Here is a 26150-nt window from a genome sequence, read left to right as displayed (position 1 = left end):
GCATGGGTCGGTTTGAGAGTTCGGTTCGATAAGCTCGGCATCGTCATCGCCCTTCTAGCCGCCTACGGCGCGCTCTGGGCGTCGTTTGCGACGCTCAAGCCCAATCGCATCGTGCAGGGCCAGGCGGAGGCGATGCTTCAGTCGCTGCCGGCTTGGGCGGGCTGGGGTCTGATCGGTGTGCTGGTTCTTGCGACCGCAGCAGCACTTTTTCGCACGTCAGCCTGGATAAAGCTGCTTGCCGCCGTCGCAGCACTTGCGGCGTTGACGCTTTCGATCGGTTATGCCGCGACATTCCTGACGCCGGCCGGCAATAGCTATGCCCGCGTCTCACCCGCCTCGGGCTTCTGGATCCTGCTGTTCGCCTTTGCGCTTCTGGCTGCCGATGCGATCACGCGGCTCGATCCGCCGCCGGCGATGCGGGTTCTGTTTCTGGTCATGGCAGCGGCGGCGATTGGCACGCTGCTGATGTCGGGAAGCTGGAACGGGTTGTCGATCATGAAGGAATATGCAGGCCGCGCCGACGTCTTCTGGGTCGAGGCGGGCAAGCATGTGGAACTGGCGCTGGGTTCGCTGTTTGCCGCCGTCCTGGTCGGGCTGCCGCTCGGTATTCTCTGTCATCGGGTGGCGCCGCTTCGGGATGGCGTGCTCAACACGCTGAACCTCGTCCAGACCATCCCGTCGATCGCGCTTTTCGGCCTGTTGATTGCGCCGCTTGGCTGGATCGCCGCCAATGTGCCGGGGGCTGCGGCGATCGGCATCCGCGGCATCGGGGTGGCGCCTGCCTTTGTCGCGCTGTTTCTCTATTCACTGCTGCCTGTCGTCGCCAACACCGTCGTCGGGCTTGCAGGCGTGCCGCGCGCGGMAAACGACGCTGCCCGCGGCATCGGCATGACCGGCCGGCAGCGGCTGTTCAAGATCGAGTTCCCACTGGCGCTGCCGGTGATCCTGACCGCGATCCGCATCGTGCTCGTCCAGAATATCGGCATGGCGACGATTGCCGCGCTGATCGGCGGCGGCGGTTTCGGCGTCTTCGTCTTCCAGGGCATCGGCCAGACGGCGATGGACCTTGTCCTGCTTGGCGCCGTGCCGACGGTGGCGCTCGCCTTTGCCTCGGCCGTTATCCTCGACGCGCTGATCGAGATGAACTCCCGTGTCCCCAACGGAGCCAGATCCGCATGATCGAGATCGATGCCATCACCAAGCGCTATGACGGTATCGCCGTCGTCGATAACGTCTCGATGGTGATCGAGCCCCGCACCGTCACGGTTGTCGTCGGCACGTCCGGTTCCGGCAAGACGACGCTGATCCGGATGATCAACCGGCTGGTGGAGGCGACAGAAGGCGCCATCCGGCTCGATGGCGAGGACAACCGGTCCATCCCGGGCTACGAATTGCGGCGCCGGATCGGTTACGCCATCCAGGGCCATGGGCTTTTCCCGCACCGGACGGTGGCGCAGAACATTGCGACGGTGCCTGGCCTGCTCGGCTGGACGAAGGCCCGCACCGACGCCAAGGTCGAGGAATTACTGACGCTCTTCCAACTCGAGCCGGAAACGTTCGGGCCGCGTTATCCGCATGAACTCTCAGGCGGCCAGCAGCAGCGCGTCGGGGTGGCGCGGGCGCTTGCGGCCGAACCGAACGTGCTGTTGATGGACGAGCCCTTCGGGGCGCTCGATCCGATCATCCGCGCCAAGGCGCAGGACGATCTGCTGGCGATCCAGAAACATTTCGCCACGACGATTGTCCTGGTGACCCACGACATGAATGAGGCTTTCCATCTCGCCGACAAGATTGCCGTGATGGACAAGGGCAGGGTGGTGCAATACGGGCCGCCGGCCGAACTCGTCCGTGCGCCGGCAACGCCCTTCGTCGAGACGCTGATTGGTGATGCGGAACGGCCGTTCCGGCTGCTTTCGATTGCAAGGGCCGGCGCTGCCGTAGAGCCGGGCGAGGCGGAAGGCGAGCCGATCCGCGAGGACAGGAGCCAGCAGGAGGCGCTTGCCGATCTCATCTGGAGCGGCCGCGATGCGCTTCCGGTCATCTCCAGGAGCGGCGCTCCGATGGGGCGGGTGACGCTCGACGCGATCCTCAAGCGCGCCGCGAGGCCGCGATGAGGGCTTGGGTGCCGACCATCCTGCGCAGCCTTCTGCTTCTCGTGCTGATCGCCTTCCTGGTCTCGCCGGAAAGTTTTGAGCCGCTGCTGAAGCCGCTCGTGCAGCCGAACGCACCGGCGATCTACAATCAGGGCAGCCTGCTCAGCCTGACGCTGCTGCACCTGCGGACCGTCTTCATCGCGACGCTGGCGGCGACGATCATCGCCGTGCTTCTGGCGATCCTCGTCACCAGGCCGTTCGGGGTGGAGTTCCTGGCGCTTTCCCGAAGCCTCGTCAATATCGGCCAGACGTTTCCGCCGGTCGCTGTTTTGGCGCTTGCCGTCCCGGCCGTCGGTTTCGGCGAGAAGCCGACGCTGATCGCGCTGTTTCTCTACGGGCTTGTGCCGATCTTTGAAAACACGCTGACGGCGCTCACCAACCTGCCACGATCGGTGATGGAGGCGGCGCGTGGTTCCGGCATGACACCTTTCCAGCGGCTCATTCAGGTCGAGTTGCCGCTGTCCTTGCCGGTGGTTGTCGCCGGCATCAGGCTTTCGGTGGTGATCAGTCTCGCCACCGCGACGATCGGTTCGACGGTTGCGGCAAAGACCCTCGGCGAGGTGATCATCGCCGGGCTGCAATCCAACAACCTTGCCTTCGTGCTGCAGGGCGGGCTGATCGTCGGCGCGCTGGCCGTGTTGATCTATGATGGGCTCTCGGCGATTGAAGCCATGATCGCCCGCCGGACGGGTGCGGCCTAACCGTGGCTGGAATCGGTCGGCACGACCGGCTCGACATCCTGTTTCAGGTTGCCGCGGTGGAAGATGAACAGGCCGGCGATGACGATGATGCCGGCACCTGCCAGCGTCTGGACATCCGGGAAATCGCCAAAGAATATCCAGCCGAGCACGATCGCCCAGAGCAGCAGCGTATATTGCAGCGGTGCCAGCACCGAGGCCGGCGCCAGTTTCAGCGAGCGGGTGATCAGCAGATGCGCGCCGCAGGAGACGATGCCGAGCAGGAGCAGGGCAAGCAGTTCTCCGGTATTGAACGGGCTCCAGTTCCCAACTGTGAGGAACGCGCCGGCCACGAGGCAGGCAAGGGTCTGCCATGTGACGAGCGTCGCATCCGGTGTCGAGCGGAGCGTGCGGTTCAGCACCAGCGTCAGCGCAAAGGAAAGGCTGCCGATCAGGCCGAAGATCGACGGCAATGACAGCATTTCCGAGGAGGGACGCAGGGCGATCACCACGCCGATGAAGCCGATCAGGACGGCGAGCCAGCGCCGCCAGCCGATGCGCTCGCCGAGCAGGAAATGCGAGAGGGCGGCCACATAGATCGGGCCGGCCATGTAGAAGGTCATGACGTCGGCGAGCGGCAGGTAGGCGACGGCGGCATAGAAAAGCCCGGTGTCGGCTGTCGCCAGCACGATGCGCAGTACATGCAGTGGCGGCTTCACGACCTTGTAGAGTGCCGAAATCGGCTGACGGGCGAGCATCGGGCCGAGGACGAAAAAGGCGCCGACCGACCGGATCAGCAGGACCTGTCCAACCGAAAAGCTCGCCACCAGCCATTTGCCCATGGCGTCATTCAAGGCGAACATGAAGTCGCCGAGCAGCATCAGCAGTATGCCTGCCATTACCGCATTGCTCGCTATCGCCGAGACCGCTCTCTTGTTCATGCTGCGCGAGCGCTCCCGACTCTGATCCTGCAATTTGAAAGTGCGGACTTACCCGGCGAGCCTGCCACCTTGCAAGGGCCTTGGTGCACCGGTGGTTGTGGGAAAACTGATCGGCAGGCCGCGCAACACGCGTACCGCGAGGAACGCGAAGCACTCGGCCTCGACCGCATCGCCGCGCCAGCCGAGCGTATCGGCGGAAACGGCCTTCACGCCGGCACGGCTTTCGAGCATCGACATGATCGTCGGGTTGTGACGGCCGCCGCCGCTGACGATCAGCCGCTTTGGCCGGTGCGGCAGCAGATCGAGCGCCTTGCCGACTGCAGATGCGGTGAAGGCTGAAAGGGTTGCCGCGCCGGCGGCGTCGTCAAGGCCGTCCGCCATGGCCGCGGTGAAATCGAAACGATCGAGCGATTTCGGATAGGGCGCCGTGAGGTAGGGATGCTCGAGAAGCTTTGCGAGGCGTTCCTCGTCGACTTTGCCGGAGGCGCCGAGCGCGCCGTTGCGGTCCATCTCGCCAAGGCCGCGTGCCTTGATGAAGTCGTTGAGCGGCGCATTGGCCGGGCCGGTATCGAAGGCGATCATCAGATCCCTGCCATCCCACCAGGTGATGTTGGCGACGCCGCCGAGATTGAGCACGGCCGTATCGCCGCTGGTATCGACGCCGCGCAGCAGAGCCGAATGATAGGCGGCGGCAAGCGGCGCGCCCTGGCCACCCGCCCGCACGTCCGCCGAGCGGAAATCGTAGGCGACCTTGGTGCCGAGGATCGAGGCCATCAGCTCGCCATCGCCGAGCTGGCGGGTGTCGCCGAGCCTGTCTTTGGTGGGTGCCCGGTGCAGCACGCTCTGGCCGTGGAAACCGACGATGCCGATATCGGCCATGGTCAGCCCCGTGCTTTCGACCAGTTCCCTGACGGCGTAGGACTGCGCCTTTGTCAGCGCCTGTTCGGCCTCACGGAATATCGCCGGATCCGGTCCTTCGAAATTCCAGACGCGGGCCTGAGCGAGCGTTTCCTCCAGGAGGGCGCGGATTTCCGGCGGATAGGGGGCGAGCGTATAGGCACCAAACGTGTCGATCGTCTCGCCGTCCGTCTTCAGGAGCGCCACGTCGATATTGCCGTCGAGGACGGTTCCGGTCATCAGGCCGACAGCCCAGATTGGCTCCATGATCAGCTCCTCAGGTTTGGTTCACGAGATTGCAGACCGCCTGCCGCAGGGCCAGGATGCCGCTGTCGAAATGGCGGGTCGGATGGATGCGGTTGGTGAGCAGGGTCACGGCACGGCCCCTGTCGAAATCGATCAGCAAGCTTGTGCCGGTAAAGCCCGTATGGCCGATCGTTCGGGGGTTGCACAGGTTTCCGCCCCACCAGTCGGCATAGGGATGCTCCCAGCCATGGGTCCGCCTGTTCGAGAGCGGCGCGCGCATCAGCGCGATCGCATTCCCGGACGCGCCGGTGCCGTCGAGCAGGCTTTCGGCGAAGTCCAGAACCGACATCACCGTGCCGAACAGGCCCGCATGGCCGGAACCCTGCAGCGCCGCGCAATTTTCGTCGTGCACTTCGCCCGACAGGATCCGCTGCCGCCAGGCGCAGTCTTCCGTGGCGGCCGAATTTTCCGGATCGGCAGACCAGGCGAAGCCCGGGCCGGGATCGAGGTCGCGGATCGTCTTCTTCGCCAGTCGTTCGAGCGCGAAACCGAGCAGGATAAAGTTGATGTCGGAATAGACCGGCGGACCGGCCTTCCATTCCCGCTGCAGGATGAAGGCGCGCAGCAGGTCCGGATCGCGGCCATAGGTATAGATCGGCTCGACGCCCGGAAACGGCGTCTGGTGGCCGAGGCACTGGCGGAAGGTGATCTTTCGCTCCCAGGCCTCGGCGTTGTATTGGCGCAGGTCCGGCAGCACAGTGGTGAGCGGTGCGTCGAGATCGATCGTGCCGTCGTCGGCAAGCTTCAGGATGCGTGTCGTGGTGAAGATCACTTTGGTGAGCGAGGCGAGATCGAACCAGGTGTCCTCGGTCATCCGACGTTCAATCGGAACAACCTGCGCCGAACCGACGGCGCGGGTCATGTGCCCGTGTTTCAGGTCGATGATGCCGAGCACTCCGCCCGGAATGCGGTTGTCGGTGACAGATTTTTCAAGCGGGGCGAAGGCCCTCTCGAAGACGGCGGCAAGTTCGGGGCTGGCGGAAGCAGTGTCTTTCATATCGTTACGTCCTCAAGCTTCCGCCCGTGCCCGGTGATCCGGTCCGCAGGACTGCCACTCGGCGGGCGGCGGCTCGAAACCCGGTGGTCGAACCAGAGACGGGACCTGGCGCGTATCAAGTTCGAAATGCTGGTTGCGGCGCTCGATGCTCGGCACGGCGGAAATCAGCCGCTTGGTGTAGGAATGCCGCGGGTTGGACAAAATCGAGGCAGCATTGCCGATCTCGACGATCTGGCCTGCATAAAGCACCGCGATGCGGTGGGCGATACGTTCGACGACGGCCATGTCATGCGACACGAACAGATAGGCGAGGCCATATTCGTGCTGCAGGTCGACCAGCAGTTCCAGCACCTTGGCCTGAACCGAGACGTCCAGCGCCGAGACTGCCTCGTCGAGCACGACGATCGACGGATTGAGCATCAGCGCGCGGGCGATGCAGAGGCGCTGGCGCTGGCCGCCGGAGAACTCGTGCGGGTAGCGCAGCAGGCTGTTTTCGGGCAGGCCGACGCGCTTCAGCAGCGCCACCATTTTCGCCCGCGTTTCCGCGTCGATACGGCCACCGGCGGCGATCACCGGTTCGGCGAGGATGCTGTCGATCCGCAGGCGCGGATTGAGCGAGGCGTAGGGGTTCTGGAAGACCATCTGCACGGACGGGTCGCTGCCGTCCACGATCGCTCCGTTGTTGGCGGAAAAGCTGCCGCGGGTCGGCTTCACGAGCCCCAAGATGGCGCGGGCCGTGGTCGACTTGCCGGAGCCGCTTTCSCCGACGATCGCCAGCGTTTCGCCCGGCATCAGGTCGAAGCCGACATTCTCGACTGCGTGGACCGAGCCCGGCGAACGGCTGAGAATGCTGCCTGCCACCTTGAAGCGCACTGTGAGGCCATCGACTTTCAGGGCAGGGACAATCGCCTCGGATTTTTCCCGGCTGAAATCCGAACGGGCCGCGCGGCCGGATTCGAAATGCGGCACGGCGCTGAGCAGATGCTGTGTATAGGGATGTTTCGGCTGATCGAGGACGTCGCCGAGCGGTCCCTGCTCGACCGCTTCGCCGGCCTGCATGACCATGACCTTGTCGGCAATGCCGGCGACGAGGCCGATATCATGGGTGATGAAGATCATCCCCATGTCGGTCTCGTGCTTCAGCTCGCCGAGCAGCGCCATGATCTGGGCCTGGACGGTCACGTCGAGCGCGGTCGTCGGCTCGTCGGCGATCAGCAGGCGCGGATTGCAGGCGAGCGCCATGGCGATCATGACGCGCTGGAGCATGCCGCCGGAAAGCTGGTTCGGTGTGTATTTGAGACGCCTCGCGGCATCCGGGATGCGCACGCGATCGAGTGCGTCCTTGGCGGCGGCCGTCGCCTGGCGCCCGGTCAGCCCGCGATGCAGGCGAAACGATTCCTCGATCTGGCGGCCGATCGTCAGCACCGGGTTCAGCGAGGTCATCGGCTCCTGGAAGATCATGCCGATCTCGGAACCGCGGATTTTTTCGAGCACAGGCTCTTCAGCCTTGGTGATGTCGAGCACGCTGCCGTTGGCCCGTTTCAGGGTGATCGAGCCGCCGATGATCCGGCCGCCGCCGAAATCGACGAGGCGGTTGATGGAGAGCGCCGTGACCGATTTGCCGGAGCCGCTTTCGCCGACGATCGCCAGCGTCTCGCCGGCGTCGAGGTCGAAGCTGACGCCCTTGACGATCTCGTTCTGCTTCGGGTCACGCCCGAAACCGACACGCAGGCCGGATACCGAGAGAAGCGACGTCATGGCGCGGACCTCCGCGTCTTGGGGTCGAGGATGTCGCGCAAGGCATCACCCAGCAGGTTGAAGCCGAGAATGCTGATCATGATCGCGACCGCCGGGAAGATCAGCATCCAGGGCGCGTTTTCCATCAGGTTGCGGCTGTCGGCGAGCATCAGCCCGAGAGAAGAGGCCGGCGGCTGGGTGCCGAGGCCGAGGAAGCTCAAGCCGGCCTCAGTCAGCAGCGACCAGGCGAGCGCCAGCGTCACCTGAACGGTCAGTGGCGCCACCAGGTTGAGGAGCAGATGCCGGGTCAGGATATAGCGTCGGCTGGAGCCGAAGGTGCGGGCAGCGTCGACGAATTCGCGGGCCTTGATCGAGAGCGCGGGGCCACGCACGACGCGAGTAAAGATCGGTGTGTAGACGATGGCGATCGCCGCGACGCTCGTCCAGGTGCCGGGGCCGACAACGGCGATGATCAGGAGCGCGAGCAGGATGGCTGGGAAGGCGAGCAGCACGTCCATGATGCGCATCACGAGGCCATCCCAGGCCTTGCCGAACCATGCGGCGGTGAGGCCGAGCACGGTTCCGGCAATCGTCGCAAGCGTCACCGAGCAGAAGGCGACGAGGAAGGACTGGCCGATGCCGTTCATCAACCGGCTGGCGACGTCGCGGCCGAACAGGTCGGTGCCCATCCAGTAGGCCGCGTTCGGCGCATGCAGCCTGTCGATGCGGAACTGCTGCAGCGGATTGTGAGGCGTGATGCCGGACATGCCGAGTAGCGCAACGACGACATAGATCACGACGATCGTACCGCCGATCCTGCCGCTGGAATGGCTGAAAATTGCACGCAGCATCGACATCAGTTGCTCTCTCCGAGCCGGATGCGTGGATCAAGCGTCACGTAGGCGAGGTCGACGAGCAGGTTGACCACCATGAAGTTGAAGGCAATGAACAGGACGCAGCCCTGCACCAGCGCGTAATCGCGCTGCAGGATCGCTTCGAGGACGAGACGGCCGAGGCCGGGCAGGGCGTAGATCTGCTCCACCAGCACGGCGCCCCCGAGCAGATAGCCGAATTCGACGCCGCTCAGGGTGACGACCGGGATCAGCGCGTTCGGCAGGGCATGGCGCCAGATGACGCTGCGTTTCGGCACGCCCTTGGAGCGGGCGGTGCGGACATAGTCGTCGCTGAGCACGTCGAGCATCGCGGAGCGCGAGATGCGGGTGACGGAGGCGGCGAAGGCGAAACCGAGCGTGATCGCCGGCAGGATCATCTGGCCGAGATTGCGGAATGGATCGGTCAGGAACGGCGTGAACTCGCCCATGGCCGGCAGGATGCCGAAACCGGCCGACAGCGCATAGATGATCAGCAGGCCGACGACGAAATTGGGTGTCGACTGGCCGATCATCGCGAAGATGCGTACCGCCAGATCGGACATTCTTTCGTTGCGGGTGGCGGCGAACACGCCGGCCGGCAGGCCGACGAGCAGCGCCACGCACATGGACATCAAGGCGAGCTGCAGCGTCAGCGGAAAACGTTCGAGGATGATGGTGAGAGCCGGCTTGCCATGGATGACGGAAATGCCGAGATCGCCCTGAAGGACCCCGAGAAGCCAGCTCCAGTATTGCACCAGGATCGGTTTGTCGATGCCGAAATAGGCCGAGAGCGCCGCCCTCTGCGCCGGCGTCAGCAGGCCGGCTTCGGTGCCGAGCATCGCGGTGATCGCGTCACCCGGCACCAATCGAATTGCGACGAACACGAGGATGGAGACCCCGAGCATCACGAGCGGAAACGTCAACAGCCGTCGCGCCAGGTAACTCATTCGCCCACCAACCTCGTATCCGTCATGCTTTCGCGATTACTGCAACGTGACCTTGCTCAGACCGAACAGCGAGCCTTCCGGCGTCGGAACGAAGCCCTGCACGTTCTTCTGCTGTGCCGTGTAGCTGTAGGACGTGTAGAGCCAGGCCCAAGGGGCGACTTCGACGAGGTGCTTTTCGAAGTCGGCGAAGATGACCTTGCGCTTGGCAGGGTCGGTCTCGACGCGGCCCTTCTGCATCAGGCTGTCGAGCGTGTCGTCGATGTAGTTCGTGACCTTCTGCAGGTTGCCGGTCTTGGTCCAGTAACGGTTGTACATGGAATAAGGATCGGCACGGCCGCCGTTCAGCGCCACCGCCATGTCGAAGTCGCCCTTCAGCCAGGCGTCGACATAGACGTTGAGCTCCATCATCTTGATGTTGAGCTTGACGCCGATTTCGGCGAGCTGGGACTGGAGGACCTGCGCTTCGGCGGCCGCGGTTGCGGGTTCGCCATTGGCGGCGATCACGGTCGCGGTAAAGCCGTTCGCAAAACCCGCGTCAGCCATCAGCTTCTTTGCCTTGGCGATATCCTGCTTGTAGCAGAACAGCGCGCTGGCGTCGGACGTGTAACCGGGCATGGTCAGCGGACCGGTGACCTTGCCTTCGCCGACCGAAGCCGTGTCGAGCACGTCCTTGCGGTCGATGGCGCAGGAGATTGCCTGGCGCACGGCGAGAACGTCCATCGGCTTGCGCGAAGGGTTCATCTGCAGGACGTGGTAGGCCAGAACCGGCGTGCGGTTGAGCACAAGGCTTGGTTCCTTGGGCACGAGGGTTGCGACCAGCGGATCGTTGATCAGCGCGAAATCGACCTGCTTGGTGCGCAGTGCCGCAAGGATCGCGGTTTCATCCGGCAAAACGCTGATGTCGATGCCGTCGATCGCGATCTTGCCGCCGGCCCAATCCTTGTTGGCGGAGAGCGTTTCCTTGGAATTCGGCTCCCACTTGTCGAGCTTGAACGGGCCGGAGCCGAGCGCCTTGGTGCCGATGGTGCCGGCAGCGATTTCTGCGGCTGGCACGATGGCGGCGTTGATGCTCGCCATGGCGGTCAGGAGCGGCACGTCCGGCTGTGACAGCTTGAAGACGACGGTCGTCTGGTCCGGGGTCTCGATCGAGGCGATCGACAGGAAGTTGGCGCGCGCGGCGGCGGCAGTCTTTTCGTCGAGCAGGCGCTCGAACGAGGCCTTCACGTCGGCGGCGGTCACCGGCTTGCCGTCCTGGAATTTTGCGTTCGGGTTAAGCTTGAAGGTCAGTTGCTTGGCGTCGGCTGCAAATTCCCAGGAGGCTGCGACGGCCGGGACGATCTGCAGGTCCTTGTTGAGGCGGACGAGCGGCTCGTAGATGAGTTCCAGCAGGCGGATCGAGGAAAATGCAGTCTGCTTGTGCGGATCAAGGCCGGTTGCATCCTGCTTCCAGGCCATTTTCAGCGACGCGGCCGATGCCGGCGAGGCGATCGCGGTGGCGCTGATGGTGACGGTCAGCGCAAGGCCGGACAGCAGTTTAGTCGAAAGATGTCTTCCCATTTTTATTCTCCCTCTTTTGATATCTGTTCGTTGTCTCGACCCCAGCCATATTCGAGCAGCGGCCCGTCATTCAGCAGCTTTACGCTGTCTTCCCATCAATTGCCTTGCGGAGGAAGCCTCCGGCATCGTCGAGCGCCACGCGCGCCGTATCGACATCCATTCCCGTCAGCGCGATCAGGATCGCCAGTTTGACGTCGTTGCCGGTGAGGTCAAGCACGCGGCGCGCCTCTTCCGTCGTGCAGCCGGTCGCCTGCATGACGATGCGGGCGGCGCGGGCGACGAGCTTCTGGTTGCTGGCATGCAGGTCGACCATCAGGTTCTGATAGCTCTTGCCGATGCGGATCATGCTCGCCGTGGTCAGCATGTTGAGCACGAGCTTCTGGGCCGTGCCGGACTTCAGCCGCGTCGAGCCGGTGAGGATTTCCGGGCCGACCACCGGCGAGATGGCAATGTCGGCGATATCGGCGATGACGGCATCGGGATTGCAGGAGAGGGCGACCGTCTTCGCGCCAAGCCCCTTGGCATAGTTCAGGGCGCCGATGACGTAAGGGGTGCGGCCGCTGACGGCGATGCCGACAACGACGTCGGCTGCGGTCAGGCCGATGTCGACGAGATCCTGCCGGCCCTGTTCCGGGCTGTCTTCGGCGCCTTCGACGGCGTGCTGCAGGGCGTGGCTGCCGCCGGCGATCAGGCCGACGACCATGCCTTCCGGGACGCTGAAAGTCGGGGGGCATTCGGAAGCATCGAGCACGCCGAGGCGGCCGCTGGTGCCGGCGCCGATATAGACCAGTCGTGCGCCATTCTGGAAAGCGCGAACTATTTCGTCCACGGCCTCGGCGATCTGCGGGATCACCTTTTCGACTGCGGTCGCGACGCCCTTGTCCTCATCATTGATTTCGCGCAGGACATCGACTGTCGGCAGCAGATCGATATCCATGGAGCGGGGATTGCGGTCTTCCGAAACCAGTCTTTCCAGTTCGGATATCAGCCGTTCGTCGCTCATGACCCTGCCTTCGAGATCGGGGTGCAGCGCAGCGCTTCGCAGGATCTGCGTCATACGATGTTGCTCCTCACCCTTCGTTGCCTTTCCCAAAGGATTAGGATCATCCATTCCATGAGTCAATTGAGCATTGGAATATATTATTCCATTTCCTTCCTGGACCTACCGAGACGCGGGATCAGGGTCAGGAGGCTTGAAGGGCCTTGCGTGCGAGAATGATGGCGCCCGAGACGGCGTCTCCGTCGGCGGGCTTCAGGCGGCGGCGGACATCGGGCGCCAGCCAGGCCTCGAGCGGGCTCGACAGGCCGCCGAGCAGGGTAACGCGCGGCGCGCCGTGATCGAACAGCGTGCGGACCAGCGTGTCGATCTGCTCGGCAGCACTTTGGACGATGCGACGGCCGGCGGAATCACCCTGGTCCGCATGCCGCATCACCATCGGCGCAAGCGAGGCATAGTCCGTGGCAGACGAACGGTCCATCCAGGCTATGGCTTCGAAAGGATCGTTCTGGAAGCGCTGCATGACCTCGATCAGCAGCGCGGTTTTCTCGATCCGTCCGTCATGCGCGCGAAGCGCCAGCTGCACAGCTTTGAGGCCGAGATCTGCGCCGCTGCCTTCATCGGAAATGGGAAATCCGTAACCGCCGACGCGCAGGCTGCGGCCTTCGGCAAAACCGAGACCGATCGAGCCCGTGCCGGCGATGACGATCGCGCCGTCGCGGCCGGAATGGGCGCCGAGGCAGGCGCCCATTCCGTCGCTGACGAAATCGATGCTGGCGAACGGGTGCGGGATCGCCTTCAAGGCCTCGACCGACCCCTTGCGGCCGGTGCCGGCAAGCCCGATGCCCACATGGGTGCGGCCTATCTCGTCGGACCCGAACCCGGCCTCGTCGAAGGCGGCATTGAACGCGCGCGAGATCGAGGCCCAGGCCTGTTCGATGCCGAGCCGCGTCGTGGCAGGGCCGGAAAGACCCTGTCCAAGAACGGAGCCGGATTCGTCCTCGATACGGGCGCGGCAGCCAGTACCGCCGCCATCGACCCCCAGGAAAAAGTATTCGGTTGCGGTCGTCATGCGCTGAGCCGCTCGATATCGGCTCCGCATTGGCCAAGCTTGCGGTCCAGTTGTTCATAACCGCGGTCGAGGTGGTACACCCGGTTGATGATCGTTTCGCCCGACGAGACCAGCCCGGCGAGCACGAGGGAGACGGAGGCGCGCAGATCCGTCGCCATCACCTGCGCACCCTTCAACGGCGCGCCGCCGCGCACCAGTGCGGTGGTTCCCTGGAGCGCGATATTGGCGCCGAGGCGCATCAGTTCCGGCACGTGCATAAACCGGCTTTCGAAGACGGTTTCGCGGATCAGCGATGCACCTTCGGCACAGGCCGCGAGCGCCATGAACTGCGCCTGGAGATCGGTCGGGAAACCCGGATAGGGCTCGGTGGTGATATCGGTTGCCTTCAGCGGTCCTTCGCGCGAGACGACAAGGCCGCGGTCGCTCGGCCAGATGCTGACGCCCATCGCCTCCAGTACCTGCACGATGGAGGCCATGTTTTCCAGCCGCGCGTTGGTGAGCTCCAGCATGCCGCCGGTGATGGCGGCTGCCACGGCGTAAGTCCCGGCCTCGATGCGGTCGGGGATGCCGTGATGTTTCGCCGGCTGCCAGGTGGTTGAACCCTGAACCAGGATACGGTGGGTGCCGGCGCCTTCGATGCGTGCGCCCATGGCGATCAGGCATGCGGCGAGATCGGCGACTTCGGGTTCGCGGGCGGCATTGAGGATTTCGGTTTCGCCCTTGGCGGCGGTCGCGGCCATCATCGCGGTTTCGGTGGCGCCGACGGAGGGGGAGGGAAGCACGATACGGCTGCCCTTCAATCCGCCCGGTGCCGAGGCGACGATCAGGCCGCTCTCGATATCAATGTCCGCACCCAGCGCTGCCAACGCCTTGACATGCATGTCGACCGGGCGCGCACCGATGGCGCAGCCGCCGGGGAGCGATACGCGCGCCTGGCCGAAGCGGGCGAGCAGTGGTGCGAGGACGAGCACGGTGGCGCGCATCTTGCGAACGGTGTCGTAGGAGGTTTCTTTCGAGACGATTGCCTTGGCATCGACGATGGTGGAATGGCCGGTGCGGGTGACGGCGGCGCCATGCAGCTCGACGACCCCCAGCATGTTTTCCACATCGCTGACCTGTGGCAGGTTGGTGAGCTCGACCGGGTAGGGGCTTAGCAGCGTCGCCGCGATCTGCGGGAGCGCCGCGTTTTTCGCCCCGGCAATGGTGACGGCTCCCTGGAGCCGATGACCGCCGACGATCCGTAATCTGTCCATGACGAAACCTGTCGAAGAGGTGCGGTGAATCTCAAATCAATCTGCGCTTCCTCGAAACTAAACCACGGCGCGTCTCTGTCAATCATTCGGAATTTTTTATTCCTTTGTGCGGCATTATCTGCGATAATCCATCCTCGGCTCGGGAATGGAAACGCTGTTGCGGAGGACCGTTGCGGTGATATCCTCCACCCGACCCCAGGCCGTATCGCGGAGCTTCCGAAGGAACGCATGTCAGTCTTAAAGAAGATCAACGCGCAGCTCGAGGATATGGCACCGGCAGACCGGGAGATCGGCCAGTTCATCCTCGACAATCCGGACCAGATGCTGCGGCTTTCCTCGGCAGCGCTTGCGGCCGAGACGGGGCGCAGCCAGTCGAGCGTCGTGAAATTCAGCCAGAAGCTGGGTTTTGCCGGATACCAGGAGCTGAAACTCGCCGTCAGCGAGGCGAAGGCGCAGGAATGGCATGCGCCTCCCGGCATGATCCACGGCTCGATCGAGGTCGGCGACAGTTATCTGACGATCCTGCAGAAGCTGATCGGCAGCAAGATGCTGTCCATGCAGCAGACGCTTGCGGTCAACAACGAGCAGGAGATCGAGCGGGCCCTGACGGCTCTCAACGATGCGCGACGCATCCATATGGCCGGCGTCGGGGCATCGTCGCTGGTCGCCCGCGATTTTTCCTACAAGCTGATGAAGCTCGGCCGCAACGTGCTGCATGACAGCGACAGCCATGTGCAGATGGCGAATGTCTCGACGCTCAACAGCCAGGACGTGCTGCTGGCACTTTCCTATTCCGGCACCAGTTTCGAGACGCTGAGGATCGCCGAACTGGCGCGCCAGCGCGGCGCGACGGTGATCGCCATTACCGGTCTCAACGGCAATCCGCTGATGCAGGCGGCGGATATCCGACTTTATACGGTCGCGGACGAGGAGCGGGTGCGCTCGTCCTCCATCACCGCGCGCGATGCGCAGCTGATGCTGACGGACTTGCTGTTCATCCTGCTCGTCCAACGCCAGCCGGACGCCAACGAATACGTCCATAACAGCGAACTTGCGGTCTCTGTCCTGAAGGCCAAGTGACCTTAAGTTCACGCAGCCATGCGATGCTTCAGCCGCATGACCTTGAAGAAACCGTTCGGGAAGACGCGACGGATTTCCGCCACCTCGAAATCGCCGCGGCGCTTTGCCCATTCGACAATCCGGGCGATGCGGAAGGACGAGCTCCACCCGACCCGATGCACCAGCGGCGCGACGGCATCTTCGATCGCCCCTTGCAGTCCCCGCCCGTCGCCGAGCTTGCTCGCAACGATGATCTCTCCGCTCGGGCGGAGCACGCGGGCGCACTCGTCAAGCGCACGTTCGGGATCCGGGATCAGCGTGATGACGAAGGGCAGGCAGACGGCGTCGAACGAGCGGTCGGCAAATTCAAGGCTGTGCGCATCCATGACATGCAGCGACTGAACGTGGGAGAGGCCGGCGCGCGCGACCTTCTCGCGCGCCTTGGCGATCATGTGTTCAGAAAGATCGATGCCGGTGACACGGCAGTGTTTCGGGTAGTAGGGCAACACGAGCCCGGTGCCGACGCCAACTTCGAGGATATCTCGTCCGACTTCGGCGGCGAGCTTCGCGACGGTGCGATGTCCGTCGCGCAGCAAGCCTCGATAGACCCGGTCATAGACCGGCGCCCACCGTTCATACACCTTCTGCTGATGTTCGGCGCTGTTGCGGATAACTGCCAAGATCGTCCCCTCCGGTTTGCCCTGCTTGGGCTAAAACTCAGGAGGAAAACGATAGTTCCGCTTCGCGACGGTATTGCGACAGGGTTTTAGACGTCAGAGCGCGCGCATCGCGTCCATGAATTCTCTCGCCTTTTTGCCGATGGAGGCGATGTCGGCACCGGGTTTGTAAAGGGAGGAGCCGATGCCGAAACCGGCTGTGCCCGCCTGGGCGTAGACAGCCATGTTCTCGGGCGTGACACCGCCGACCGCCAGAACCGGAATGTCCTTCGGCAGTACCGCCTTCCATGCCTTGATGACATAGGGCGGGATGGCTTCCGCCGGAAAGGCCTTGATGCCGCTGGCGCCGGCCTCGATCGCCGCGAAGGCTTCCGTCGGGGTTGCGACACCCGGCAGGCTCACCATACCGGCTGCGCGGCTGGCCTTGATGACTTCGACATTCGCGTTTGGCGAGATGATCACCTTGGCGCCGGTCGCGGCGACATCGGCGACCTGGGCCGGGGTCAGTACGGTGCCGGCACCGATCAGTGCCTGGTCTCCGAAACGCTTGACGAGCTTTTCGATGCTTTTCAGCGGATCGGGGGAGTTGAGCGGCACTTCAATGATCCGCCAACCCGCCTCGACGAGTACCTCGCCCACCGCTTCCGCTTCTTCCGGCTTGATGCCGCGCAGGATGGCGACGAGATTGCATGCCTTGAGCGCCTCTTGGAAAGTCATCTCGAAACTCCTTTATTGCGCGGCTTCGGCCGCGATCAGCATGATGCCGCGTTTCGCGGCGTTTTCCGGAGCGGGTTCGACCGTCAGGCCAAACAGGGGCGCGATCCGGCCGTAGCGGCTGTTGAGCACGTTGTTGCCGACGATGCCGATCGTATCGCCGTTCTTGAACCAGCCGGCGGCACGGGCCTGGCGGAATTCCGAGCCGATGACGAGGCCGGAGACGTAATCGAGTATATCCTCCGGCTTCAATTTGCCGTCGAGAATGCCGGTGCGGGCGCTGAAGATCGCCGACAGGAAGGCATCGGCGGCGGCCGAATCGCTCGCTGCGAATTCCGCCCCGCGATCGAAACTCTGCCAGTCCGGCTCGGCGCCCGGCTGCGGCTCCAGAGCCTTGGCGATGAAGGAATGTTTGGTCAGGAGCGAAAACACCTCGCCGGTCGCGTAGGTCTGGAAACCGTCGATGCGGTTGTCCTTGACCCGTGCCCATTTGCTATGGGTGCCGGGCAGGACCAGGGTGCGGTCGCGCTCGAGGCCGTAGCCGACGATCTGGGTTTCCTCGCCGCGCATCACATCCGGAAAAGGTTTTGCAGCCGGATCGCGCATGCCGGGCAGGAAGGTGATGACGGCGCCGTTCTGAAGAGTGAGTTTGCGCGTGCCGGCGGCAAGCTCGGCGATCCCGCCGGGCGTGTCCACATAGGGTACTTCGACCCAGCCGTTGCGGCTGGTGATCATGCCGCTTGCCAGGACGGGCAGGGGGCCATGTGCCGAAAACCACTCACCCACCGTTTCCATCAACGCCTGCTCGAAGGCGCCGTTCTTGACGAACTGGATGCCGCCGCTCGACGTATCGCGGGTATCGAGCGTTTCGCCTGTTTCCGAAACCAGCATGGCGCGCAGCGAGCTCGTTCCCCAATCGAGGATGATCGAGGTGGGTTTTGGCATGGTCACATTTCTCCCGAAGCGGCTTTCGCCCCTTCGATAGCCCGTGACGTATCACCCTGTCGAGAGGCGACCCGCCGGAAACCGGCGGCGATGTCGGGCGTGACGAGATTTGTCTGCGCCCCGAAGATCTCGAGCGCCGTCTTGTAACGCTCGGCGAGCGCGGCGTGGCCGACGATATTGATTTTCCTCGGTTTGTCTTGCCCAAGCGCTTCCGAGATTTCCGCGCCGATCATCAGGCCGGTCAGATAATCGGTGATCTCTTCCGGCGCCAGACGATCGAACAGGACCAGGCTGCGCGCTGAAAAGACGCGGGCGAGGATGCGGCCGGGTAGGGTCTCTTGTTCAAGCGCTGTCTGGACCCCGCGGCGAAAGGCGTCCGGGCGCTCCTCGTAGGCTGCCGGGATGAGGCGCGAGACAAGCGAATCCTTCTTGAGCAGATTGAGGATTTCGCCCGACATGTAGGTGGTGATCGCGGTGATGCGGCCGCTCTCCATCGTCACCCATTTGGCATGAGGACCGGGCAGCACGAATATGCCGTCGGTTTCTTTGAGGCCGAAGAGCGACATTTCCTCGCCACGCATCACGTCGGGCAATGGTTTGGTCTGGGCGATGCCGGGCAGGAAGATCAGCGGCGGAAGGCCTTCGACCTCATGCGTAACCGCCTGGGCCAACAAATCCGCAGGCCCTGCCGGCACCGGGGCGAAAGGGCTTTCGATCCAGCCGTTGCGGCTGGTGACCATGCCGGAAAACAGGATCGTTTCCGCTCTGTCGATCCAGTCGCCCAGTTCCTCGCGGAGTGCGGCTTCGAAACCGCCGGCCGTGACCTTGGTCGTTCCGCAATCGCTCTTCCTTTCTCCGAGCACCGTGTCGTCGTCGAGAAGTAGCGCACGGAAGGCAGCGGAGGTCCATTCGATTGCAATATACATGGGGGAATAATCCTAATAGGCGGGTTTGACCGGGAACCAGTCCTTGCGCTCGGTATCGAGATAGGCGCCGGCAATGCCGGGCACGCGGTATTTTTCGAGCATTCCGATATCCACTTCGACGCCGAGGCCCGGGCCTTCCGGCACCTGGAAACGGCCACCCTTCAGGACCGGCGGATTGGGCGAGATATCGCCGCCGAGATAGGCGCGTTCGGTATCGATGGCGATCGACATGTTCGGCAGCGAGGCTGCGAGATGAATATAGGCCGATTGCGACAGGGCCAGTTCGGCGCCCGAATGCAGCGTCACCGAAATGCCGACCGATTCGCAGATCGCCGCCGCCTTGATCGTCTGCCACAGGCCGCCGGCCTCGTGCGGATCGAGCAGCACGACATCGGCTGCATTGGCGCGGATGATGTTGCCGACATCGGACAGCGTATAGGCGCTTTCGTCGAGCGCGATCGGCACCGTGGAGCGGGCGACGAGCGCCGCATGGCCGGCGAGATCGTCGAGCTCCAGCGGTTGTTCCACATAGGCCGGATCGAAGGCTCTCAGTTTTTGGAGCTGGCGTTTTGCGGTCGCGGGGTTCCAGGCGCCGTTGACGTCCAGTCGCAGCGGGTGGTCGCCGATCACCTTCCGCGAAGTCTCGGCGAGCGCGATATCGCTCCTTTCGTCGAAGCCGATCTTCACCTTGAAGGTGGTGTATCCAAGATCGAGAAAACGCTTCAGGCGTTCCGAAAGGCCTTTGGGGTCGTTGGTGAAGAGATAGGCGGCGGCTTCGACATCCTTGCGCCAGCGGCCGCCCCACATGGCATAAAGCGGCAGGTCCGCCTGTTTGCCGAGCGCATCCCACATCGCCATTTCCATGGCGCAGATCGCCATCACCGCGGCGCGCTTGTGGTGATAGAAGCCGGCGCCGAGCACATGGCGGTGGAAACGTTCCGCATCCGCGACCGGGTATCCGATCGCCAGGGGTGCGACGACATCGGCGAAGACTGCGGGCACGTTGGCGATCAGCGAGATCGTCTCGCCCCAGCCGATGATCCCGGCATCCGTCTCGATGCGGCAGATCAGCCGGGTCGTGCCGATTCGCCGCCCGGAACCCCAGAGAATGTCCTCGGTGAACGGCATACGGACCAGCCAATGGTCCACTTTGGTAATGCGCAAAATATCCTCCCATAGGCGGCCGCTTGCCGGCCGCTTCAGTTTCGCTGTTGACATGGAACTTAGTTCCAAGATAACTCTCTTGGCAAGAGCGAGGCGGCGTGCTGTGGGAGCGGCACCCAAAAATCGTCGTCCAGGGAGAGGGCATGGCCAAGGTGCAATTGGAAGCGATCGACAAGGATGTCGCCAATGATACGGGCGGCGTTCCGGGTGTTCAGGCGCTGACGCGCGGCATTCAGATTGTCGATGCCGTGGCGGCCGAAGCCCGCGGCCTGCGCTTCACCGAGCTGCTCGACCAGACTCAATTGCCGAAGGGCACGCTGCACCGGCTGCTGCAGGCGCTGGTCGACGAGCGGCTGCTCCACTTCGATACTCGCGACCAGGTCTACCGGTTGGCGCCGCGGGTGTTCCAATGGGCTCATAAGGTGTGGGACAATTTCGATCTGCGCGGGGCTGCCGAACCGGAACTGGCGCGGCTTCGCGACCTGACCGGCGAGGCGATCCGTCTCGGCGTGCTCGACGGCGGCAGCGTTCTTTACATCGACCAGCGGGAAGTGCCGCAACCGCTGCGCCTCAACAATGGCGTCGGCTCGCGCGCAGCACCGCATGCCAGCGGCCTCGGCAAGGCGATCCTGGCGCATCTTTCGCTCGAAAAACGCCGCGCGCTGCTCGACGGCATCGAACTGGAGCGACTGACCCCGAACACGATCGTCAATGCCGAGGAGCTGAGCCGCCAGCTCGATCTTACCAAGGCCCGCGGTTACGCCGTCTCGGTCGATGAGCAGCATATCGGCATTTCCTCGGTCGCCGCACCCGTCCTCAACCATCGCGGCGAACCGATCGGCGCGATCGGCATTATCGGCCCATCCTTCCGGCTGCCGGTCGACCGGCTGCACGCTTTCGGCCGCGACGTCATCGAGGCGGCGCGCCGCACATCCGGTAATTTTGGAGAGTTTCCCATGTCGCTTGCGGTCAAGCCGCGTCCTCTCGGCCCCGATCGCGCCGACGTGCGCTGCGTCATTCCGGCAAGCACGTTTCTCGGCGAGGGTCCGCACTGGTCGCCCGAGCACAACAAGCTTTATTTCGTCGATATCCTGGCGCCCGCTGTCCATACCGGCGACCCCGCCAAGGGCACCTATACATCCATGCAGGTGCCGGAACTGATCGGCTTCGTCATCCCTCGCTCGCGCGGCGGCTTCGTCGCCGCCATGCATGGCGAGATCCGCGGTATCGATCTTTCGACCGGCGATATCACGACGATCTCGCGGCCTGAAGCCGATCGTCCCGGCAATCGCTTCAACGACGGCAAATGTGACCGTCGCGGCAGGCTTTGGGCCGGGACGCTCGCGATCGACACGACGCCGGACCAGGGGCGGCTTTGGAGGATCGATCCGGACGGTCGCTCGCGGGAGATGGATCGCGGTTTCCACGTCTCGAACGGGCTTGGCTGGAGCCCGGACGACCGCACCTTCTACTTCACCGATACCAACCGGCAGACGGTCTATGCCTACGACTTCGATATCGAAAGCGGCGAAGTCGCCAATCGGCGTGTGTTCATCACGGTACCGGAGGCCGAGGGCAAGCCGGACGGCATGACGGTTGATGCGGAAGGGTTCGTCTGGATCGCCCATTGGGATGGTTGGTGCGTTACCCGCTACGACCCGCAGGGCAAGGTAGAGCGGGTAATCAACCTGCCGATACCGCGCCCGACAAGTTGCGTCTTCGGCGGACCCGATATGCAGACCCTGTTCGTGACATCCGCCCGCATCCGGCTTTCGGCAGCGCAGCTTTCCGAAGCGCCGCTCTCCGGCAGCGTGTTTTCCATCGATACCGGCATCAAGGGCCAGGCAGCCCAGATGTTCGCGGGCTGAGACATCAAGAGACACCCATGGCCAAGCTTGAACTCAAAGACATCCGCAAATCCTTCGGCTCAGCCGAGGTGCTGAAGGGCATAGACCTGACGGTCGAAGACGGCGAATTCGTCGCCTTCGTCGGGCCGTCGGGCTGCGGAAAATCGACGCTCTTGCGGCTCATCTGCGGGCTCGACGAAATCACCTCGGGCAAGATGGCGATCGACGGGGAACTGGTGAACGACGTGCCGCCGGCCAAGCGCGGCATTGCCATGGTCTTCCAGTCCTATGCGCTCTATCCGCATATGACTGTTGCCGAGAACATGGGTTATGCGCTGAGGCTTGCCGGCACGCCGAAGCAGGAGATCGACACTCGTGTTACCCAGGCGGCCAAGAAGCTCCGTATCGACACCTATCTGGAGCGCAAGCCCCGCCAGCTTTCCGGCGGCCAGCGTCAGCGCGTTGCGATCGGCCGCGCCATCGTGCGCGAACCGCGCATCTTCCTGTTCGATGAGCCGCTTTCCAATCTTGATGCCTCGCTGCGCGTCGAGATGCGCATCGAGATCGCCCGGATGAAGGATACGCTCGGCACGACGATGGTCTATGTGACCCACGACCAGATCGAGGCGATGACGCTGGCGGACAAGATCGTCGTGCTGAATTCCGGCCGCGTCGAACAGATCGGTTCGCCGCTCGACCTCTACAACAAGCCGGTCAACCGCTTCGTCGCGGGCTTCATCGGGTCGCCGCGGATGAATTTCCTGAGCCTCGGCGCCAGGAAGAGCGAAGGCGTCTTTACTGTTCCGGGCGGAGAAGTGCGTCTGCCGCGCGACCTGTCCTCCGCGCCGGCAGAGATCGGCATCCGGCCGGAGCATGTGGAGCTGGTGAGCCGTGGCGCCCCGGATTCGCTCGCTGGGACCATCACCATGACCGAGCACCTCGGCAGCGACACCTATGCCTATGTGGCGCTCGAAGGCTCCGAAGAAATGGTCGTCGTGCGGCTGTCCGGCGATCGCGCCGTCAAGCGTAGCGAGCCGATTGGCGTTCATGTCGACCCGGCGATGATCCATGTCTTTTCCGCCGATGGCCTTTCACTTGCCTCCGCGCGTCCCGTTGCCCTGGAGGCCGCATGACCATCCATCCCGAACTCATTGCAAAGGTTGAGGTCGAGGCCGCGACATATCCGAGCCTCAAGGGCAAGGGCGTACTGATCACCGGCGGCGGATCGGGTATCGGAGCCTCGCTAGTCGAGCATTTTTGCGCCCAAGGCTGCAGGGTCGGGTTCCTCGACCTTAATGCCAATGTCGCCGACGAGACGGCCGCGGTGGTCGCGAGAAAGACCGGCAACAAGCCGTTCCATGGTACCGCGGATCTGCGCGACATCGACGCCCTGAAGCACGGGATCGAGGCGCTGCGATCCGAGATCGGTCCTATCCGGGTGCTCGTCAACAATGCCGGCAATGACGACCGCATGCCGCTCGAAGAGGTGACGCCGGACTATTGGGACGAGCGGTTCCAGACCAATCTGCGTCACCAGTTCTTCGCGGTCCAGGCGGTCGTGCCGGAAATGGCGGAGGCCGGCGGCGGGTCGGTCATCAACATGGGCTCGATCTCCTGGATGCGTGGTGCTGCCGGGCTGATCTTCTATACGACCGCCAAATCCGCCGTCATGGGCATGACCAAGTCGCTCGCCCGCGAACTGGGGACACGCAATATCCGCGTCAACTCGATCGCGCCCGGCTGGGTGCTGACCGAGCGTCAGGTGGAGCGTGCCAAGCGTGTCTATCAGGGCAAGTTTTCCGAATACCTCGAGGTCCAGTGCCTCAAGGAGCATCTGCTGCCGCCCGATATCGCCCGCATGGCGCTGTTTCTGGCAGCGGACGATTCTCGCCTCATCACGTCACAGACATTCATCGTCGATGGAGGCGTCGTCTAACGAGGGCAAGCGGATACGGCGCTCGCCGCTTGACCTTTTTCGGGTTGAAACAGAGTTCCATCATCATCGTTTCGGGAGGATCTGATGAACACCTTTACCAGACTGATCGGCACCGCCGCTGTCGCGCTTGCGCTCGGCTCCGGTGCCGCCAAGGCAGCCGACCTGAGTTTCATGAGCTTCACTTACGCGGAAGAGGCCAACAAGGCGATCGTCCAGGGTGTCCTGGACAATTTTCAGAAGGCCGAGAAGCTGACGGTCGAGCCGCTCGGCTTCGCCTGGGGTGACATGCAGAAGAATATCTTTCTGCGCGCCCGGTCGAAGACCCTGCCCGATATCGCCCAGCTTTCCGAACGTTGGCTGCCGACCTTCGCGAGCCTCGACAATCTTGTCGACCTGAACACGGTCTACGGCAAGGACAAGCTCCAGGCGGCTTTCGCGCCGGATGCGCTCGCCATGGGCAATATCAACGGCAAGCAGCTTGCGCTGCCGCTTCTGTCCGGTTCGATCGGCATGGTGGCCAACAAGGAAGTGCTTGCGAAGGCCGGCATCAATGACGTGCCGAAGACCGTCGATGACTTCAAGAAAGCTCTGATCTCGGTGCGCGACAAGGTGCCCAACTCGGTGCCGTACTCCATGGCGACCAAAAACAATGGCTCGATTCTGATCGACTTCATGGTCTGGAACTGGGTGCATGGCGGCCGTATCATCGATGACGCCGGCAAGGTCGTCGTCGACAGCCAGCAGAGCCGCGATGCGCTCGGCTTCATGGTCGGCTTGCTGAAGGACCGCCTGGCGGCTCCGGAAATAGACCGCCCGGACTCGCGCCGCCTGCTGGCGCAGGGCGCTTCAGCGTTCTATCTCGACGCGCCGCAGACCCGGACTTTCCTGCGCGATTTCTCCGGCAAAGGCCAGGCCTTCGATGCCAACGTGCTGCCGATGCCCACACCTGTGCTGAAGGCTGGTGACAAGTCTGTTTCTGTCCAGTGGGGGCATCTGCTGGTGCAGTTCGCCGCCGCCGGCAAGGCCAAGGCTGACGATCCGGCCGACAAGTTCCTGACCTACATCATTTCGGACAAGGTGCAGACGGACCTTCCGTTGAAGATGAGCGCGCTGCCGGTCACCAAGTCCGCCCGCGCGGCGGTTGCCGACGACGCCTACCTGAAGAACTGGTCGGCTGCGACGGGAGACGCCCGCCGCAACGAAGTCGGCATCTGGTCCAATGCCGCCGACCTCACCAACATCATCGGCGAGGAAGTGCAGGGCGCGCTGCTCGGCCAGAAATCTGCCGATGATGCCATCAAGTCCATGCAGGCCCGGCTGACGACCAGCATGGAGAAGGCGAAGAAGTCGGAATAGGTCGGTCGAGGCACCCCCTCATCCTCCTGCCGGCACCTTCTCCCCGAGGGGAGAAGAGATATGCCGCGCCGTCGCCGTCCCTCCTCTCCCCAGCGGGGAGWGGGTGGCCGAGCATAGCGGAGGCSGGGTGAGGGGGCGTCGTGCTCTGTGCCTGCGGCATAATGATATCTACAGGAAATAGCCTCCATGGCCGTGATCGAAAACAATGTCGGAGCCTATCCGGTCTCGCCGCATGCGAACCGCGGGGGGCTGAAAGCCGGGCAGAACCGCATCGGGCTTCTTCTGCTGCTGCCGGCGGCAGTCGCCTTTGCCGCGGTCATCCTTTATCCGTTTCTGTCGGCGCTTGGCCTGTCGCTGTTCGAATACACCGTCGAGATGATGGAGCCGCGTTTCATCGGCTTCGAGAATTTTTATAAGATCGCGTCGGACCCGGATGTCTGGGCGGCGTTCTGGACGACGGCCATTTACGTGGTGTTGACGACAACGGGCACGCTGGTCGCCGGTCTCGGCTGGGCGCTGATCATGAACCAGCAGTTTGCCGGCCGTGCGGTGCTGCGATCGCTGTCGCTGCTGCCCTGGGTGCTGCCCTCGACGGTCAGCGCCTTCATCTGGGGCTGGATCTTCAATTCCCGTTACGGCGTGCTCAACGCCTTGCTGATGGAACTGGGGCTGATCGACTACCCACAGGCCTGGCTGTCGACGCCTGAAGGCGCGATGCTCGCCGTGGTGCTGACCAAGATCTGGCTCTCCATCCCACTCTTCATGTCCTTCTTCCTGGCCGGCCTGCAAAACCTCGACAAGGAGCAGATCGATGCCGCCCGCGTCGACGGCGCCGGAAACTGGGCGGTGCTGCGCGACCATATCCTGCCGCACCTGCGCCCGGTTCTGATGATCGTCGTGGTTCTCGGCGTAATCGGCAATCTGCAGCAGTTCGATACGATTTATGCGCTGACCGGCGGCGGACCGGTGCGGGCGACGACGGTTCTCTCCGTCGAGGTCTATCGCCGCGCTTTCGAGCAGTGGGATATCGGTTTTGCCTCCGCCGTCGGCGTGCTGTGGGTAGCTGCATTGCTTCCGCCCGCCTTCCTCTATCTGCGCATGCTGGTGAAAGGAAACTGAG

The 26150-nt window shown here is 63.6% G+C and carries 24 protein-coding genes; 9 read left to right on the top strand and 15 right to left on the bottom strand.

Annotation, left to right across the window (positions count from 1 at the left end; genetic code table 11):
* Positions 1-12: 12 nt before the first annotated feature.
* From AC1D3C_RS10730 to AC1D3C_RS10720, 3 genes are read left to right on the top strand one after another with little or no spacing between them, the layout of a single operon-like run.
* Positions 13-1179, top strand: coding sequence for an ABC transporter permease (locus AC1D3C_RS10730; protein ID WP_477482866.1), 1167 nt, complete (start codon positions 13-15; stop codon positions 1177-1179).
* Positions 1176-2114, top strand: coding sequence for an ABC transporter ATP-binding protein (locus AC1D3C_RS10725; RefSeq protein ID WP_477482865.1), 939 nt, complete (start codon positions 1176-1178; stop codon positions 2112-2114). Before AC1D3C_RS10730 ends, AC1D3C_RS10725 begins: the two co-directional genes overlap by 4 nt.
* A complete protein-coding gene (locus AC1D3C_RS10720; RefSeq protein ID WP_477482864.1) occupies positions 2111-2854 on the top strand; it encodes an ABC transporter permease in 744 nt (247 codons plus the stop codon). Before AC1D3C_RS10725 ends, AC1D3C_RS10720 begins: the two co-directional genes overlap by 4 nt.
* Here AC1D3C_RS10720 and AC1D3C_RS10715 read toward each other — a convergent pair.
* From AC1D3C_RS10715 to murA, 10 genes are all read right to left on the bottom strand, one after another.
* A complete protein-coding gene (locus tag AC1D3C_RS10715) occupies positions 2851-3771 on the bottom strand; it encodes a DMT family transporter (RefSeq protein WP_477482863.1) in 921 nt (306 codons plus the stop codon). The genes AC1D3C_RS10720 and AC1D3C_RS10715 overlap by 4 nt on opposite strands.
* A gap of 48 nt (positions 3772-3819) precedes the next feature.
* The gene (locus tag AC1D3C_RS10710) at positions 3820-4935 is read right to left on the bottom strand and encodes an anhydro-N-acetylmuramic acid kinase (RefSeq protein ID WP_477482862.1); all 1116 of its coding nucleotides are present in this window, start codon (positions 4933-4935) and stop codon (positions 3820-3822) included.
* A gap of 10 nt (positions 4936-4945) precedes the next feature.
* Positions 4946-5971: a serine hydrolase domain-containing protein gene (locus AC1D3C_RS10705; RefSeq protein ID WP_477482861.1), complete on the bottom strand. Its 1026-nt coding sequence runs from the start codon at positions 5969-5971 to the stop codon at positions 4946-4948.
* 12 nt (positions 5972-5983) lie between these two features.
* On the bottom strand, positions 5984-7729 hold the full coding sequence (locus AC1D3C_RS10700) for an ABC transporter ATP-binding protein (RefSeq protein ID WP_477482860.1): 1746 nt from the start codon (positions 7727-7729) through the stop codon (positions 5984-5986).
* Positions 7726-8565 carry an ABC transporter permease gene (locus tag AC1D3C_RS10695; protein WP_477482859.1) on the bottom strand — a complete coding sequence of 280 codons (840 nt, stop codon included), beginning with the start codon at positions 8563-8565 and terminating at the stop codon, positions 7726-7728. The genes AC1D3C_RS10700 and AC1D3C_RS10695 overlap by 4 nt, the downstream gene beginning before the upstream one ends.
* Positions 8565-9527, bottom strand: a complete 963-nt coding sequence (locus AC1D3C_RS10690) for an ABC transporter permease (protein ID WP_477482858.1) — start codon at positions 9525-9527, stop codon at positions 8565-8567. The genes AC1D3C_RS10695 and AC1D3C_RS10690 overlap by 1 nt, the downstream gene beginning before the upstream one ends.
* A gap of 36 nt (positions 9528-9563) precedes the next feature.
* Complete coding sequence (locus tag AC1D3C_RS10685; RefSeq protein ID WP_477482857.1) at positions 9564-11084, bottom strand: ABC transporter substrate-binding protein; 1521 nt, start codon at positions 11082-11084, stop codon at positions 9564-9566.
* Between the two features lie 79 nt (positions 11085-11163).
* Positions 11164-12087, bottom strand: a complete 924-nt coding sequence (gene murQ, locus AC1D3C_RS10680; RefSeq protein WP_477483012.1) for an N-acetylmuramic acid 6-phosphate etherase — start codon at positions 12085-12087, stop codon at positions 11164-11166.
* 181 nt (positions 12088-12268) lie between these two features.
* Positions 12269-13153 (bottom strand): glucosamine kinase nucleotide-binding domain-containing protein, encoded by an 885-nt coding sequence (locus tag AC1D3C_RS10675; protein ID WP_477482856.1) that lies wholly within the window; start codon positions 13151-13153, stop codon positions 12269-12271.
* The gene (gene murA / locus AC1D3C_RS10670; protein ID WP_247032853.1) at positions 13150-14406 is read right to left on the bottom strand and encodes a UDP-N-acetylglucosamine 1-carboxyvinyltransferase; all 1257 of its coding nucleotides are present in this window, start codon (positions 14404-14406) and stop codon (positions 13150-13152) included. The genes AC1D3C_RS10675 and murA overlap by 4 nt, the downstream gene beginning before the upstream one ends.
* Before the next feature lie 228 nt (positions 14407-14634).
* On the opposite strand from murA, the gene AC1D3C_RS10665 reads away from it, so the two are divergent.
* Positions 14635-15486, top strand: coding sequence for a MurR/RpiR family transcriptional regulator (locus AC1D3C_RS10665; protein ID WP_038543847.1), 852 nt, complete (start codon positions 14635-14637; stop codon positions 15484-15486).
* An 8-nt stretch (positions 15487-15494) separates the two neighbouring features.
* Here AC1D3C_RS10665 and AC1D3C_RS10660 read toward each other — a convergent pair whose 3' ends face one another.
* From AC1D3C_RS10660 to AC1D3C_RS10640, 5 genes are all read right to left on the bottom strand, one after another.
* Complete coding sequence (locus AC1D3C_RS10660) at positions 15495-16145, bottom strand: class I SAM-dependent methyltransferase (protein ID WP_477482855.1); 651 nt, start codon at positions 16143-16145, stop codon at positions 15495-15497.
* Between the two features lie 93 nt (positions 16146-16238).
* On the bottom strand, positions 16239-16859 hold the full coding sequence (locus AC1D3C_RS10655) for a 2-dehydro-3-deoxy-6-phosphogalactonate aldolase (RefSeq protein ID WP_477482854.1): 621 nt from the start codon (positions 16857-16859) through the stop codon (positions 16239-16241).
* Between the two features lie 12 nt (positions 16860-16871).
* On the bottom strand, positions 16872-17801 hold the full coding sequence (locus AC1D3C_RS10650) for a 2-dehydro-3-deoxygalactonokinase (RefSeq protein ID WP_477482853.1): 930 nt from the start codon (positions 17799-17801) through the stop codon (positions 16872-16874).
* A 2-nt stretch (positions 17802-17803) separates the two neighbouring features.
* On the bottom strand, positions 17804-18727 hold the full coding sequence (locus AC1D3C_RS10645) for a 2-dehydro-3-deoxygalactonokinase (protein ID WP_477482852.1): 924 nt from the start codon (positions 18725-18727) through the stop codon (positions 17804-17806).
* 12 nt (positions 18728-18739) lie between these two features.
* Positions 18740-19945, bottom strand: coding sequence for a mandelate racemase/muconate lactonizing enzyme family protein (locus tag AC1D3C_RS10640; protein WP_477482851.1), 1206 nt, complete (start codon positions 19943-19945; stop codon positions 18740-18742).
* 89 nt (positions 19946-20034) lie between these two features.
* On the opposite strand from AC1D3C_RS10640, the gene AC1D3C_RS10635 reads away from it, so the two are divergent.
* From AC1D3C_RS10635 to AC1D3C_RS10615, 5 genes are all read left to right on the top strand, one after another.
* Complete coding sequence (locus AC1D3C_RS10635) at positions 20035-21759, top strand: SMP-30/gluconolactonase/LRE family protein (protein ID WP_477482850.1); 1725 nt, start codon at positions 20035-20037, stop codon at positions 21757-21759.
* A 17-nt stretch (positions 21760-21776) separates the two neighbouring features.
* Positions 21777-22871 (top strand): ABC transporter ATP-binding protein, encoded by a 1095-nt coding sequence (locus AC1D3C_RS10630; protein ID WP_477482849.1) that lies wholly within the window; start codon positions 21777-21779, stop codon positions 22869-22871.
* Entirely contained in the window at positions 22868-23674 is an 807-nt protein-coding gene (locus tag AC1D3C_RS10625; protein ID WP_477482848.1) for an SDR family NAD(P)-dependent oxidoreductase, read from the top strand. The genes AC1D3C_RS10630 and AC1D3C_RS10625 overlap by 4 nt, the downstream gene beginning before the upstream one ends.
* A gap of 84 nt (positions 23675-23758) precedes the next feature.
* On the top strand, positions 23759-25030 hold the full coding sequence (locus AC1D3C_RS10620; RefSeq protein ID WP_038543833.1) for an ABC transporter substrate-binding protein: 1272 nt from the start codon (positions 23759-23761) through the stop codon (positions 25028-25030).
* A gap of 186 nt (positions 25031-25216) precedes the next feature.
* Positions 25217-26149, top strand: coding sequence for a carbohydrate ABC transporter permease (locus AC1D3C_RS10615; protein ID WP_247032863.1), 933 nt, complete (start codon positions 25217-25219; stop codon positions 26147-26149).
* Position 26150 lies beyond the last annotated feature (1 nt).

The sequence above is a fragment of the Neorhizobium sp. P1_A6 genome, assembly GCF_056406795.1.
Note: the sequence above shows the minus strand (reverse complement) of the source record. Positions and strands in the feature narration are given on the sequence as shown.